Source organism: Trinickia symbiotica (genome assembly GCF_003028655.1).
Lineage (GTDB): Bacteria > Pseudomonadota > Gammaproteobacteria > Burkholderiales > Burkholderiaceae > Trinickia > Trinickia symbiotica_A.
Genome location: NZ_PYUC01000003.1, coordinates 455,632 through 469,448 on the forward strand (window position 1 = coordinate 455,632; position 13,817 = coordinate 469,448).

The 13,817-nt window shown below is 65.4% G+C and carries 7 protein-coding genes; 5 read left to right on the forward strand and 2 right to left on the reverse strand.

The window, feature by feature from the left end; all coding sequences use genetic code 11:
- Positions 1-4: 4 nt before the first annotated feature.
- Together hemE and C9I57_RS08195 are read left to right on the forward strand one after the other, a co-directional pair.
- Complete coding sequence (gene hemE / locus C9I57_RS08190; protein WP_107150101.1) at positions 5-1,111, forward strand: uroporphyrinogen decarboxylase; 1,107 nt, start codon at positions 5-7, stop codon at positions 1,109-1,111.
- 441 nt (positions 1,112-1,552) lie between these two features.
- The gene (locus C9I57_RS08195; protein WP_107150102.1) at positions 1,553-3,775 is read left to right on the forward strand and encodes a primosomal protein N'; all 2,223 of its coding nucleotides are present in this window, start codon (positions 1,553-1,555) and stop codon (positions 3,773-3,775) included.
- A gap of 292 nt (positions 3,776-4,067) precedes the next feature.
- On the opposite strand, the gene C9I57_RS08200 is transcribed toward C9I57_RS08195, so the two are convergent.
- On the reverse strand, positions 4,068-4,250 hold the full coding sequence (locus C9I57_RS08200; RefSeq protein ID WP_107150103.1) for a hypothetical protein: 183 nt from the start codon (positions 4,248-4,250) through the stop codon (positions 4,068-4,070).
- A gap of 490 nt (positions 4,251-4,740) precedes the next feature.
- Here C9I57_RS08200 and putA point away from each other — a divergent pair, with 490 nt between their 5' ends.
- The 3 genes from putA to C9I57_RS08215 all read left to right on the forward strand — a co-directional run bounded on the left by putA (position 4,741) and on the right by C9I57_RS08215 (position 12,622).
- Complete coding sequence (gene putA / locus C9I57_RS08205) at positions 4,741-8,712, forward strand: trifunctional transcriptional regulator/proline dehydrogenase/L-glutamate gamma-semialdehyde dehydrogenase (RefSeq protein ID WP_107150104.1); 3,972 nt, start codon at positions 4,741-4,743, stop codon at positions 8,710-8,712.
- Between the two features lie 85 nt (positions 8,713-8,797).
- A complete protein-coding gene (locus C9I57_RS08210; protein WP_107150105.1) occupies positions 8,798-9,946 on the forward strand; it encodes a branched-chain amino acid ABC transporter substrate-binding protein in 1,149 nt (382 codons plus the stop codon).
- A 456-nt stretch (positions 9,947-10,402) separates the two neighbouring features.
- Positions 10,403-12,622 carry a LamG-like jellyroll fold domain-containing protein gene (locus C9I57_RS08215; RefSeq protein WP_107150106.1) on the forward strand — a complete coding sequence of 740 codons (2,220 nt, stop codon included), beginning with the start codon at positions 10,403-10,405 and terminating at the stop codon, positions 12,620-12,622.
- Positions 12,623-12,677: 55 nt separating this feature from the next.
- Here C9I57_RS08215 and C9I57_RS08220 read toward each other — a convergent pair whose 3' ends face one another.
- Positions 12,678-13,691 carry a zinc-binding alcohol dehydrogenase family protein gene (locus tag C9I57_RS08220; RefSeq protein ID WP_107150107.1) on the reverse strand — a complete coding sequence of 338 codons (1,014 nt, stop codon included), beginning with the start codon at positions 13,689-13,691 and terminating at the stop codon, positions 12,678-12,680.
- Positions 13,692-13,817: the final 126 nt, after the last annotated feature.

Here is a 13,817-nt window from a genome sequence, read left to right on the forward strand (position 1 = left end):
AACCGTGGCCTCGACTCTGCTCAACGATACTTTTCTGCGTGCGCTGCTGCGCCAGCCGACCGATTACACCCCGATCTGGCTCATGCGCCAGGCCGGCCGCTACTTGCCCGAGTACAACGCGACCCGCGAGCGCGCCGGGAGCTTTCTCGGCCTCGCCAAGAACCCGGACTATGCGACCGAGGTGACGTTGCAGCCGCTCGCGCGTTATCCGCTCGATGCCGCGATCCTGTTCTCGGACATTCTGACGATTCCCGATGCGATGGGACTTGGGCTTTCGTTCGAGGCCGGCGAGGGCCCGCGCTTTGCCCGGCCCGTACGCAGCGAAGCCGACGTTGCGCGCCTCGAGGTGCCCGATATCGAGGCGACGCTCGGCTATGTCGTCGACGCGGTTCGCGAGATCCGACGCGCGCTCACCGATGGCCAGGGCAGGCAGCGCGTGCCGCTGATCGGCTTTTCGGGCAGCCCCTGGACACTCGCGTGCTATATGGTCGAAGGCGGCGGCTCAGCCGACTTTCGCACGGTCAAGACCATGCTCTATGCGCGGCCCGATCTCATGCATCGCATCCTCGAGGTCAACGCGCGAGCGGTCAGTGCGTACCTCAATGCGCAAATCGAGGCGGGCGCCCAAGCCGCGATGATTTTCGATACCTGGGGCGGGGCGCTGGCCGACGGCGTATTTCAGCAATTTTCGCTTCGCTACATCGAAGCGGTCGCGCGCGGCGTCAAGCGCGAGCACGACGGCGCGCGGATTCCGCTCATCACGTTCACGAAGGGCGGCGGCCAATGGCTCGAAGCGATTGCCGCCACGGATGTCGACGCGGTGGGGCTCGACTGGACCGCCGACCTCGGCCGTGCACGTGAGCGGGTCGGCTCGCGCGTAGCGCTGCAAGGCAACCTCGATCCGACTGTCCTGTTTGCGCCGCCGGCGGCGATTCGCCGCGAAGCACGCGCGCTCGTCGAGCGCTTCGGCAATCACCCGGGACACGTCTTCAATCTCGGTCACGGCATTTCGCAGTTCACGCCGCCCGATCATGTCGCTGAGCTCGTCGACGAAGTGCACCGCGCGAGTCGCGCCGTTCGGGCAGGGCAACCGCCGGCGACATCCGTTTAAAGATGAACTTAGTGTTGCAATGCAATGACCTGGGCTCGCGATCTAAGGACTAACCCGCCTCGAACGCGCCGCCGACCGGGGCTTCGGCAATTGTCAAGACTTGACTTATGCACATTCCTTTCGTTGCGGCGCGGTAGAGTCGAGGGCGGTTGACTCTGACATTTAAACGATGTAGCCGAACGCTGTTGGCCTTGTTCGACAAGGGTTTGCGGGCGACGACAGAAATGTGCGTCTGCCCACGGAAGGCCGTCGCGACGCCGTTCGATGGCTTTTGGCGCGGCACTTTTCAACAAAGTTATCCACAGAGGCGGCCTCCCGCTGAGCAATTCTCAACAAGATCGTGAACTTAGCGGCGATTCTCAAGTACTACTTTAAGTCGGACTTGCCAATATTCGGGTCCGGATCGTCATCGCGCCGGTTTTTTCCGCGAGCGCGCGTCGCATGAGCGAGGTTTTCGTCCGCATCGCGCTCGATCACCCGCTGCCGACGCTTTTCGATTATCGCTGCGATCCCGCGCTGTCGCCCGAGCCCGGAATGCTCGCGAGCGTGCCTTTCGGCAAGCGGCAAGTCGTCGGCCTCATCTGGGAAGTCGCCGCGACGAGCGAAGTGCCGGCCGATCGGCTGCGTGACGTGCGCGCCGTCTGCCATGCCGTGGCTCCGCTCGCGCGCGAATGGCTCGAACTCGTCACGTTCGCCGCCGAATACTACCAACGCTCACCCGGAGAAGTGGCACTGCCGGCGCTGCCGCAGGCATTGCGCGACCCGGCTCGTTGGAGCCGGCTCGAAGAGACGCCGCGGATTTTCCGTCTGACGGACGAGGGACGGACCGCGCTGCCGGACGCATTGCCGGCGCGTGCGAGCGCGCTGCGGCGACTCGCGGCGGCGCTTGCGGAGCGCGCGACGCTCGATGCCGCCGACGCGCGGGCGATCAATGCCAAGGCGCTGTCGGTGCTGACCGAGTGGGCGTCAAGCGGATGGGTCGAGACGATCGATAGGCCATCGGCCTCTCCGTTGCCGGCCGAGCGCCCCTTGCTGACGGACGAGCAGGCGCAGGCCTACGAGACGATCCGGGCCGCGCGCGGTTTCGCGCCGTTTCTGCTGCACGGTGTGACGGGAAGCGGCAAGACCGAGGTCTATTTGCACGCGCTCGACGCGCTCTTCACCGAACGGCCCGACGCCCAGGCGCTCGTCCTCGTCCCCGAGATCAATCTGACGCCGCAGTTCGAAGCCGCGTTTCGCGCGCGTTTCGCGGCACTGCACGGACGCGCGTCGGTCGTGACCCTGCACAGCGGCATGGCCGACGGCGAGCGAGCGCGCAGCTGGCTCGCGGCGCATCGGGGCCACGCGCGCATCGTGCTCGGCACGCGCCTGGCGGTGCTGGCTTCGCTGCCGCGGCTTGCGCTCGTCGTCGTCGACGAGGAGCACGATCCGGCCTACAAGCAGCAGGAAGGACTACGCTACTCGGCCCGCGATCTTGCCGTCTGGCGCGCGAAGCAACTTTCGATTCCGGTGGTGCTGGGCTCCGCGACGCCCTCGCTCGAAAGCTGGTGGCAGGCAGGGCAAGGCCGCTATCGTCGGCTCACGCTCGCGCGCCGCGCCGTGGCCGACGCCGCGCTGCCGGCGGTGCGGATGATCGACCTCGAAGACGAGCGCCGGCGCGGCAGAGCAAGCGTCGACGGGCTCTCAGGGCCGCTCGTCGGCGCATTGAAGGCGCGAGTCGAGCGCGGCGAGCAAAGCCTCGTCTTTCTCAATCGGCGCGGCTACGCGCCCGTGCTCGCGTGCGACGCCTGCGGCTGGGTGGCCGGCTGCCCGCGCTGCAGCGCCTACGTCGTGCTGCATAAGCCCGAAAGCGCCATGCGCTGTCATCACTGCGGCTGGGAAACGCGGATTCCGCGCGCATGCCCCGACTGCGGCAACGTCGATCTCGCGCCGCTCGGGCGCGGCACGCAACGCGTCGAGGAGACGCTCGCGGCGCTCGTGCCGGGCGCGCGCGTGTTGCGCATCGACGCGGACAGCACGCGTCGCAAGGGCAGCGCGCAGGCACTTTTTTCCGACGTTCACGCGGGCGAGGTGGACATCCTCGTCGGCACGCAGATGATCGCGAAGGGACACGACTTCAGGCGCGTCTCGCTCGTGGGTGTGCTCAATGCCGATGCGGCGCTTTTTTCGCACGACTTTCGAGCGGGCGAGCGGCTCTTTGCGCAGTTGATGCAGGTCAGCGGGCGTGCCGGACGTGCGGGCTTGCCCGGCGAGGTGCTCGTGCAAACGCGCTACCCCCGCCATGCGCTTTACCAGGCGCTTACGCGTCACGACTATGTGGGCTTCGCCGACGCGACGCTCGCCGAGCGCCGCGACGCGCGCCTGCCGCCTTTCGTCTATCAGGCGCTGCTGCGCGCCGAAGCGCGCACGCTCGAGGGGGCAATCGCATTCTTGCAGCAGGCGTGCGCCGCACTCGCCGAAATCGGGACGGCCGAACGTGTCACCGTCTACGACCCGGTCCCGATGACGATCGTCAAAGTCGCAAACGTGCATCGCGCGCAATTGCTCGTCGAAAGCGGATCGCGCGCCGCGCTGCTCGCGACGCTGCGTGCGTGGCAGCCGGCGCTGCGCGCGACGAAAGGCGCATTGCGCTGGAGTCTCGAGGTCGATCCGCTCGATATCTGATTCGCCCGCCGGCTGGCGAACCGGGCGAAGCGTTGCTCTCCGAGCCCGGACGTTATCGCAAGCGGTTGCGCGCCGCGCGGGCGCGCGCGCGGACCGCGATCGCGTAGCTGGGACCGTAGGTACCGCTCGACGGGCCGCAGGCGACTCGTCTCGCGCTGGCTGGCGTGGCCGGCCGCCGCCGCTGCGGCAGTTGCCGACAATATCGCGCCGAAGACCGGCTTTCGTGGCAGCAAAGCATGTGAGCCTCGCGTGTTGCTTTTATCGCGCTTTTGGCGCGCGGTGGTCTCGCGGATCAGCGCTCGCTGGCTGTAGCGGTCTCTCGCGCGTCCGCAGCTTCGAGCAGCTTCAGCCGCCTTTCGCGCGAGCGCGCCATGGCGAGCGCCCGGTTGCGGGCCGGCGAGGCGCCTCGGATGAACAACGTGAGGCACACCATCACCAAGAGCCAGATACCGCCGACTACGATCCACTTCTCCATTTCGCGCTCCTTGCCTTCCGCGCTCCGTGCGGTGGGGCGCTTAACGGGTTTACGGCAACCGGAAGCGCCTTCTGCAGCGGTGTTGTGAAGGAGGTCGCACGCACATACGCCCTCCGACTGACAGCGATTATTCGCGTCGGCGTTGAATGATGAAGCATCGATAAAGGCGGGGAAACTGCCGCAGTTCGCCCGATCGCGGAGCGACGCGGGTTCGATGCGGGCTCGAAGTCCGCTCAAACCCGCCTCGAAGCCGGCTCGACGCGCCGATCGGCCTGTCGGAACGCATTCGCCTCGACGTCACGAATCAGGGAAAACACCGAGCGCGACCGGCCGCGCCCCGCCTGTCGCGATTCGCCGGAAACCGGCGGAGTTAAAGGCCGCCGCGGTGGGTGCAACCGATCCGGGTAATCGGTTGCACCTTTTAATTTGGAAGCGTACGATTCGGCCACCTTTTGGTCATATGCCGGTGCGTGACCGGCGTCGAAGAAACATGGCGAGTACCACCCTTGGCGTGAAGGTCGACGACCTTCTTCGCTCGCGGCTCAAGGAAGCCGCCGCGCGTCTCGAGCGCACCCCGCACTGGCTCATCAAGCAGGCGATCTTCGCTTACCTCGAGAAGATCGAGCATGGGCAAGTGCCCCCCGAACTATCGGGCGCGGCCGGTATCACCGAGTTCGCTGACGGCCATGCGGCCGATTCCGACGAGGAAGGCGCGCCGCATCCGTTTCTCGATTTCGCGCAGAGCGTGCAGCCGCAATCGGTGCTGCGCGCGGCCATCACGGCGGCCTACCGCCGCCCGGAACCCGAGTGCTTGCCGGTGCTGATCGGCGAGGCACGGCTGCCTGAAACGCTCGCGGCGCAAGTGAGCAAGATGGCGGCGGGTCTCGTCGAGACGTTGCGCGCGAAGCGCACGGGCGGCGGCGTCGAAGGGCTCATTCATGAGTTTTCGCTGTCGAGCCAGGAAGGCGTTGCGCTCATGTGCCTGGCGGAAGCGCTTCTGCGGATTCCGGATCGCGCGACGCGCGATGCTTTGATTCGCGACAAGATCAGCAAGGGCGACTGGAAGTCGCACGTCGGTCATGCGCCGTCGCTCTTCGTCAACGCGGCGACCTGGGGCTTGATGATCACGGGCAAGCTCGTCACGACGAACAGCGAAGCGGGCCTATCGTCGGCGCTCACGCGCCTCATCGGCAGGGGCGGCGAGCCGCTGATCCGCAAGGGCGTCGATATCGCGATGCGGCTAATGGGCGAGCAGTTCGTCACGGGCGAGACGATTTCGGAGGCGCTCGCGAACAGCCGCAAATACGAGGCGCGCGGCTTCCGCTACTCGTACGACATGCTCGGCGAGGCGGCGACGACCGAGGAGGACGCGCAACGCTACTACGCCTCGTACGAACAGGCGATCCACGCGATCGGCAAGGCGGCGGGCGGCCGCGGCATCTACGAGGGACCGGGCATCTCGATCAAGCTCTCCGCGCTGCATCCTCGCTATTCGCGCGCGCAGCAGGAGCGCACGATGAGCGAACTGCTGCCGCGCGTGCGCTCGCTCGCACTGCTCGCGCGCCGCTACGACATCGGGCTCAACATCGATGCGGAAGAAGCCGACCGGCTCGAAATTTCGCTCGATCTGCTCGAGGCGCTTTGCTTCGATGCCGAGCTCGCGGGCTGGAACGGCATCGGCTTCGTCGTCCAGGCCTATCAGAAGCGTTGCCCGTACGTGATCGACTACGTCGTCGATCTCGCGCGCCGCAGCCGTCATCGCATCATGGTTCGGCTCGTCAAGGGCGCCTACTGGGACAGCGAAATCAAGCGCGCGCAGACCGACGGGCTCGAAGGTTATCCCGTCTATACGCGCAAGGTCTACACGGACGTCTCGTATCTCGCCTGCGCGAAGCGGCTGCTCGCGGCACCGGACGCCGTCTATCCGCAATTCGCGACGCACAACGCGCATACGCTTGCGGCGATCTATCATCTGGCCGGCCAGAATTACTACCCCGGCCAATACGAGTTCCAATGCCTGCACGGCATGGGCGAGCCGCTTTACGAAGAGGTGACGGGGCGCGACAAGCTCAATCGCCCTTGCCGCATCTATGCGCCCGTCGGCACGCATGAGACGCTGCTCGCCTACCTCGTCCGGCGTCTGCTCGAAAACGGCGCGAATACCTCGTTCGTGAATCGCATCGCCGACGAGACCGTGCCCGTCGCGTCGCTCGTCGGCGACCCGGTGGAGGAAGCCTCGAAGATCGCGCCGCTCGGCGCGCCGCACGCGAAGATCCCGCTGCCGCGCGAGCTCTACGGCGCCGAGCGCGTCAACTCGATGGGGCTCGATCTCTCGAACGAGCATCGCCTCGCGTCGCTCTCCTCGGCCTTGCTCGCAAGCGCTCATCACGGTTGGCGCGCGGCGCCGATGCTCGCCGACAATGCTCCGCTCGCGGCGAGTGCACGCGCCCCGGGCGCGCGCGAGGTGCGCAATCCTGCCGATCATCGCGACATCGTCGGCACCGTCCTCGAAGCGACGCGCGAGCATGTCGACACGGCACTGGCCAACGCTGTCGCCGCAGCCCCGATCTGGCAATCGACCCCCGTCGAGGCGCGTGCCGACTGCCTTGCGCGCGCGGCCGACTTGCTCGAAGCGCAGATGCATACGCTGATGGGTCTCATCGTGCGCGAGGCGGGCAAATCGCTGGCGAACGCTATTTCGGAGATTCGCGAAGCCGTCGATTTCCTGCGCTACTACTCGGCGCAGATCCGCGCGGAGTTCTCGAACGATACCCACCGGCCGCTGGGCCCTGTCGTCTGTATCAGTCCGTGGAATTTTCCGCTCGCGATTTTCATGGGGCAGGTCGCGGCGGCGCTAGCGGCCGGCAATACGGTGCTCGCGAAGCCGGCCGAGCAAACACCGCTGATCGCCGCGCAGGCCGTGCGGATTCTGCGCGAGGCCGGCGTGCCGCCGGGCGCCGTGCAACTGCTGCCGGGCAATGGGGAGACCGTCGGTGCGACGCTCGTCGCCGATGCCCGCACGCGCGGCGTCATGTTCACGGGCTCGACCGAAGTCGCGCGATTGATCGACAGGACGCTGGCCAATCGTCTCGACCCTGACGGCAAGCCGATTCCGCTGATCGCGGAGACGGGCGGGCAGAACGCGATGATCGTCGACTCGTCAGCGCTCGCCGAGCAGGTTGTTGCTGACGTCATGCAGTCCGCGTTCGATTCGGCCGGCCAGCGTTGCTCCGCGTTGCGCGTACTTTGTCTGCAAGAGGAGATCGCCGATCGGACGCTGAGGATGCTGCGCGGCGCGATGAGCGAGCTCTCCGTAGGCAACCCGGATCGCCTCTCGACGGACGTCGGCCCTGTCATCGACATCGATGCGAAGCGGACGATCGAAACGCATATCGCCGCCATGCGCGAAAAAGGCCGTGAGGTGACGCAACTGCCGCTCGCGGACGCCTGTTCGCATGGGACTTTCATCGCGCCGACGCTGATCGAGATCGACGGCATCGCGGAACTCAAGCGCGAGGTGTTCGGGCCCGTGTTGCATGTCGTGCGCTTTCGCCGCAGCGAGCTCGACAAGCTGCTCGAAGCGATTCGCGCGACGGGCTACGGGCTCACACTCGGGATTCATACGCGCATCGACGAGACGATCGCGCATGTCGTCGGCCGTGCGCATGTCGGCAACATCTACGTCAACCGCAACGTGATTGGCGCCGTCGTCGGCGTTCAGCCGTTCGGCGGCGAGGGTCTGTCCGGCACGGGGCCGAAAGCGGGTGGCCCGCTCTATCTGCAGCGGCTGCTCGCCAAGCGCCCCGCTGGCTTGCCGAAAGCGTTGTCGGCCATGCTCGTGGCCGATACGCAGCCGAGCGACAAGAACGGCGGCATCAACGGCGACGGGAGCGGCATGCCGACTCCGCGCGCGGCGCTCGCCGCGCTGCGCGACTGGCTCATTGCCGAGCGCGAGCCTGAGCTGGCGGCGCGTTGCGACGGGTATCTATCGAACCTCCCGGCCGGCGCGACGGCCGTGTTGCCGGGGCCGACCGGAGAACGCAACACGTTCACGCTCGGTGCCCGCGGCACGGTATGCTGCGTGCCTTCCACGGCGAGCGGCGCCCGAGCGCAGTTCGCGGCGGTGCTGGCAACGGGCAACCGCGCGTTGTTCGCGGGTGCGGCCGGCGAGGCGCTCGTCGCCGCGTTGCCGGCGCCGCTCAAGCACTTCGCGAGCACCCGAAACGGCGCCGACGCGCCGTTCGACGCCGTGCTCTTCGAAGGCGACAGCGATGAACTGCTTGCGCTCGTGAAGGAAGTGTCGAAGCGCAACGGGCCGATCGTGTCGGTGCAGGGCGTGGCGACGAATGCGCTCGCGAACGGCGACGAAGACTATGCGCTCGAGCGCCTGCTCACGGAGCGCTCGGTCAGCGTGAACACGGCCGCGGCGGGCGGTAACGCGAATTTGATGACGATCGGCTAAGCGACCCTCGGCCGTTGGTCTCAAAAAAGGAAGCGGCATGGCGAACCCTGAAGCCGCTCCATTTCTTTGGTACCTAGGAGAAGCTATGCAACACAAGATGAAACAGCTCGCGGGCGCAGCGCTCGTTACGGCAATGGCGATGGCGGGGACGGCGCATGCGCAGCAGGCCGATGAGGTGAAGATCGGCTTCGCCGGTCCGATGACCGGTGCGCAGGCGCACTACGGGGCTGATTTCCAGAACGGCATCGTTCTGGCGATCGAAGACATCAACGCGACGAAGCCCGTGATCGGCGGCAAGCAAGTCCGCTTCGTGCTCGACGCGGCCGACGACCAGGCCGACCCGCGCACCGGCACGACGGTCGCGCAAAAGCTCGTCGATGACGGCATCAAGGGCATGCTCGGCCACTTCAACTCGGGCACGACGATCCCGGCTTCGCGCATCTATGCGAACGCGGGCATCCCCGAAATCGCGATGGCGACGGCGCCCGAGTACACGCAGCAGGGCTTCAAGACGACGTTCCGCATGATGACCTCGGACACGCAGCAAGGCTCGGTGGCCGGCACGTTCGCGGCGAAGGACCTCGGCGTGAAGAAGATCGCCATCATCGACGATCGCACGGCGTACGGGCAGGGTCTTGCCGATCAGTTCGTGAAGGCGGCCAAGGCGGCCGGCGCGACGATCATCGATCGCGAGTACACGAACGACAAGGCCGTCGACTTCAAGTCGATCCTGACGAAGCTGAAGGGCAGCAATCCCGACCTGATCTATTTCGGCGGCGCCGATTCGCAGGCTGCTCCGATGGTCAAGCAGATGAAGTCACTCGGGATCAAGGCGCCGCTGATGGGCGGCGAGATGGTTCATACGCCGACGTTCCTGAAGATCGCCGGCCCGGCCGCGGAAGGCACGATCGCTTCGCTCGCGGGACTGCCGCTCGACGACATGCCCGGTGGCAAGGAGTATGTCGAGAAGTACAAGAAGCGCTTCGGCAAGGATGTCGAAACGTACTCGCCGTACGCATACGACGGCGCGATGGCGATGTTCAAGGCGATGGAGAAGGCCAACTCGACGGATCCGGCGAAGTACCTGCCGCTGCTCGCGCAAACCAGCATGCCGGCCGTTACGACGAACCACCTCGCCTATGACGATCGTGGCGATCTGAAGAACGGCGGCATCACGATCTACAAGGTCGAAAACGGCCAGTGGAAGGCATTGCAGAGCATCGGCGGCAAGTAATCGTCGCCTGACAACTCGAAGCGAGGATCGCCGCGGCTGCGCAATCGCACTGCGGCGATCCTCGCTTTTTTCATCCCGACATGCGTCAGCCGTGCTGCACCGGTTGGCCGATCTTTCGATACGTCCCCGAATTCTCGCGTCCCGTCGCCTCATGGCGCGCAATGCAACCGCGAGAACCTGGCTAGGGCTTTCCTTACGCCAGATTCCGTAAATCCTCACACGAATTCCTGTGCGCCCGCGGCCGTCGCGTTCCGTTAACGCAGCAGGCCCTGCCGTCAACGCCATCCACCTAATCTCCGAGCGCAAACGTTTGCGAACCCCTGGCAACGCCGGATGGTTCGCGCGGTCCGGAGAGGCGGGAAGTCGACAGCGAAAGGGCCCGCGGGCGGCGGCACGCGCGTACACGCCTGCCCTTCGAGCACTTTCAGCCACCGGTCATCGACGGAGCGACGACATATGGACGATAAAAAGCACAACGAGCAACAAGCGGGGATTTCGCGGCGCACATTCCTTTATAGCCTCGGCGCGCTCGCGCTTTCCGCATGTGGCGGAGGGGGCGGCTCGGCGGATGCGGCATCGGTGGGCCGGTCCTCGGCGACCAGCTCGACATCGAGCGCGGCGCTCGCGCATGTCGCGACAGGTGCAACCGACGTCACGACGAGCGGAGCCTTTGTTCATCCGGGGCTGCTCCATACGCAGACCGATTTTGATCGGATGGCGCAGAAGGTCGCGGCGCAAGTGTCGCCATGGTTCGATGACTGGGAAGTGCTGATCGCCAATAGCCACGCGAGCCTTTCATGGACGCCGCGGCCCGTGGCTATCGTGTATCGGGGCGGCTCATACCCGCAGAACTACCCGAACTTGTACAACGACATTGCAGCGGCCTATGCCTGTGCGCTTCGATGGAAGGTGACGGGCGACACGGCTTACGCAGACAAAGCGGTGCAGATCATGAATGCGTGGTCGTCCACGCTGCAACAGATCAGCGGCGACTCCAACGCCGACCTGGCGGCCGGCATCTATGGCTACGAATTCGCGAACGCCGGCGAAATCATGCGCGGTTACGCCGGTTGGGCCGCGGCCGATTTCACCGCATTCCAGTCGATGATGAGCAACATTTTTTATCCGATCAACATCGACTTCCTCAATCGCCATAACAACACCCAGATCACGCATTACTGGGCGAATTGGGACCTTTGCAACATCGCTTCGATCATGGCGATCGGCGTGCTCTGCGACGATCACACGAAGTTCGATACGGCCGTCAACTACTTCCTGAACGGTCCCGGCAACGGTGCGATCGCGCAGGCGGTCTACTACGTTCATCCGGGCAACCTCGGACAATGGCAAGAGACGGGCCGGGACCAGGGGCACAACACGCTTGGCATTGCGCTCGGTGGTGCCATTTGCGAGATGGCTTGGAATCAGGGAATCGACCTGTATGGCCACGACAACAACCGCTTCCTGATGGGAGCGGAGTATGTGGCGAAAGCCAATTTGCAGCAGGCCGACGGGACGTATCTGACGGTGCCTTACGTGACCTATTCGAACGTCGACGTCACGCAATCGGTGTTCTCGACGGCAGCGCAGGGGACGATCAGGCCGTGCTGGGCGCTCGTCTACAACCACTATGTGAACCGCCTGGGGCTCGCGGCGCCTTGGTCGCAGAGCTTCGCGGCGAAGATCCAGCCGGAAGGCGGCGGCGGCAACTATGGCTCGACGAGCGGCGGCTACGATCAACTTGGCTACGGCACGCTCACCTGCACGCGCAGTGCGATCGCGCCGGCCGCGGCGCCGAGCGGCGTGACCGCGTGGCCGACGGCGGGGCAGGTGGTGCTCTCGTGGTGGGGCGTGGCGAACGGCACGAGCTATAACGTCAAGCGCGCAGCGAATTCGGGCGGCCCGTATACCGTCGTGGCAACCGGCATCGCCGATCCGCTGACTTATACCGACGCGCCCGGTGCGGGCACCTGGTACTACGTCGTGAGTGCGCAGACGCCGGCGGGTGAAAGCGCGAACTCGAGCGAAATCGTGGCGGTGAACGCGGTGCAGTTGCATACCTATCTGACGTTCGACGAGTCGAGCGGCACGAGCGCTGCCGATTCGAGCGGCAATGGTCATGCGGGTACCCTCGTCGGCGGTGCGACGCACGTGGCCGGCAAGATCGGGAATGCGGTTTCGCTCGACGGGTCGAGCGGCTACGTGAGCTTGCCGAACAACCTCATGGCCGACGTGTCCGACTGCACGATCGCCGCGTGGGTCAACTGGAATGGCGGCAATGCGTGGGCGCGCATCTTCGACTTCGGCGCGGGCACGGGGCGCTGGGTCATGCTGACGGCGAAAAATTCAGCCGGCGTGATGCGTTTTGCGACGACGGTAAACGGGTACGGCGATTCCCAAGTCGATGGCAATGTCGCATTGCCGACGGGCCAATGGGCGCACGTGGCGGTCACGCTTTCGGGAACGACCGCGACGCTTTACCTCAACGGTGCCGTGATCGGTACTTCGAGCACCGTCGTCCACGCGCCGTGGCGCATCGGACCCACCGCGCAGAACTGGATCGGACGTTCGCAATATTCGGCCGATCCGTATTTCAACGGAATGATCGACGACTTCCGCATCTATCGAAATGCGATGACGGCCGATCAGATCACGGCGCTCATGCAAGGGGCGTAGCGCGCGGCTCGCGGAAGGTCCGGAGCGCCGCGCGTTTCTGGAGTCTCCCGCGAGCTCAGCTCACGAAGCCTTCGAGGACGATCTTCCCGCGCGCGCGGCCGCTTTCGATGAGCTCGTGCGCGCGCCGCAGGTTGTCGGCGTTGACGGCTCCGAAATGCTCGCCGAGCGTCGTTTTCAAAGTCCCAGCATCAATGAGCGCGGCAATGCGCTCGAGGATTTCGTGCTGACGGACCATATCCGGCGTCTCGAAGAGCGACCGTGTGAACATCAGCTCCCAGTGCAGCGAAATCGCCTTGCGTTTCAGCTGCATCGCATCGAGCGTGGCCGGGTCGTCGATGATGCCGAGCTTGCCTTGCGGCGCCAGCGCTTCGACGATCTGCGCATAGTGAGCGTCGGTATGCGTGAGGCTCGCGACGTAACGCACGTTCGGAACACCGATCGCACGCAGTTCGTCGACGAGCCCGCGTGAATGATCGATGACATCGTGGGCTCCGAGGCCGCTGACCCATTCGCGCGTTTGCGCTCGCGACGCCGTGCCGATTACGCGCAGCTTCGTCAATTGACGCGCGAGTTGCGTCAGCATCGAACCGACTCCGCCGGCGGCGCCGACGATCAACAGGGCATCGCCGTCGCCCCCGCCTTCGGCTACTCCGAGCCGATCGAAGAGAAGCTCCCATGCCGTCAGCGACGTGAGAGGCAACGCGGCGGCGCATGCATCGTCGATCGATTTCGGCTTATGGCCGGCGATTCGCTCGTCGACCAGACCATATTCCGCGTACGCCCCGGGGCGCGCGATCGAGCCCGCATAGAAGACCTCGTCCCCGGGCTTGAAGCGCGTCACGGCTGCGCCTGCCGCTTCGACCGTTCCGACTGCGTCCCACCCGAGCACGCGCGGGGTATCGGTTGCCGAGTTCTTACGCACCTTCGTATCGACAGGGTTGACCGCGATCGCGCGGATTTTCACGAGCAGATCGCGGGGTCCGGGTTCCGGCTTGGGCAGTTCAGTTTCATAAAGCGATCGCGGATCCTGTATCGGCAGGCCATGCTGACTGTAGACGATAGCTTTCATTTGATCTCCTTTCGAGGAAGCGAGACATCACGGGAAGAGGCGCCCGGCCGCTAGTGGCAGTGCATCGGGCAACAAGCGAATGATCCGTCACACTGGCTTACTGAAAAACAGCGACAATCGGGTAGA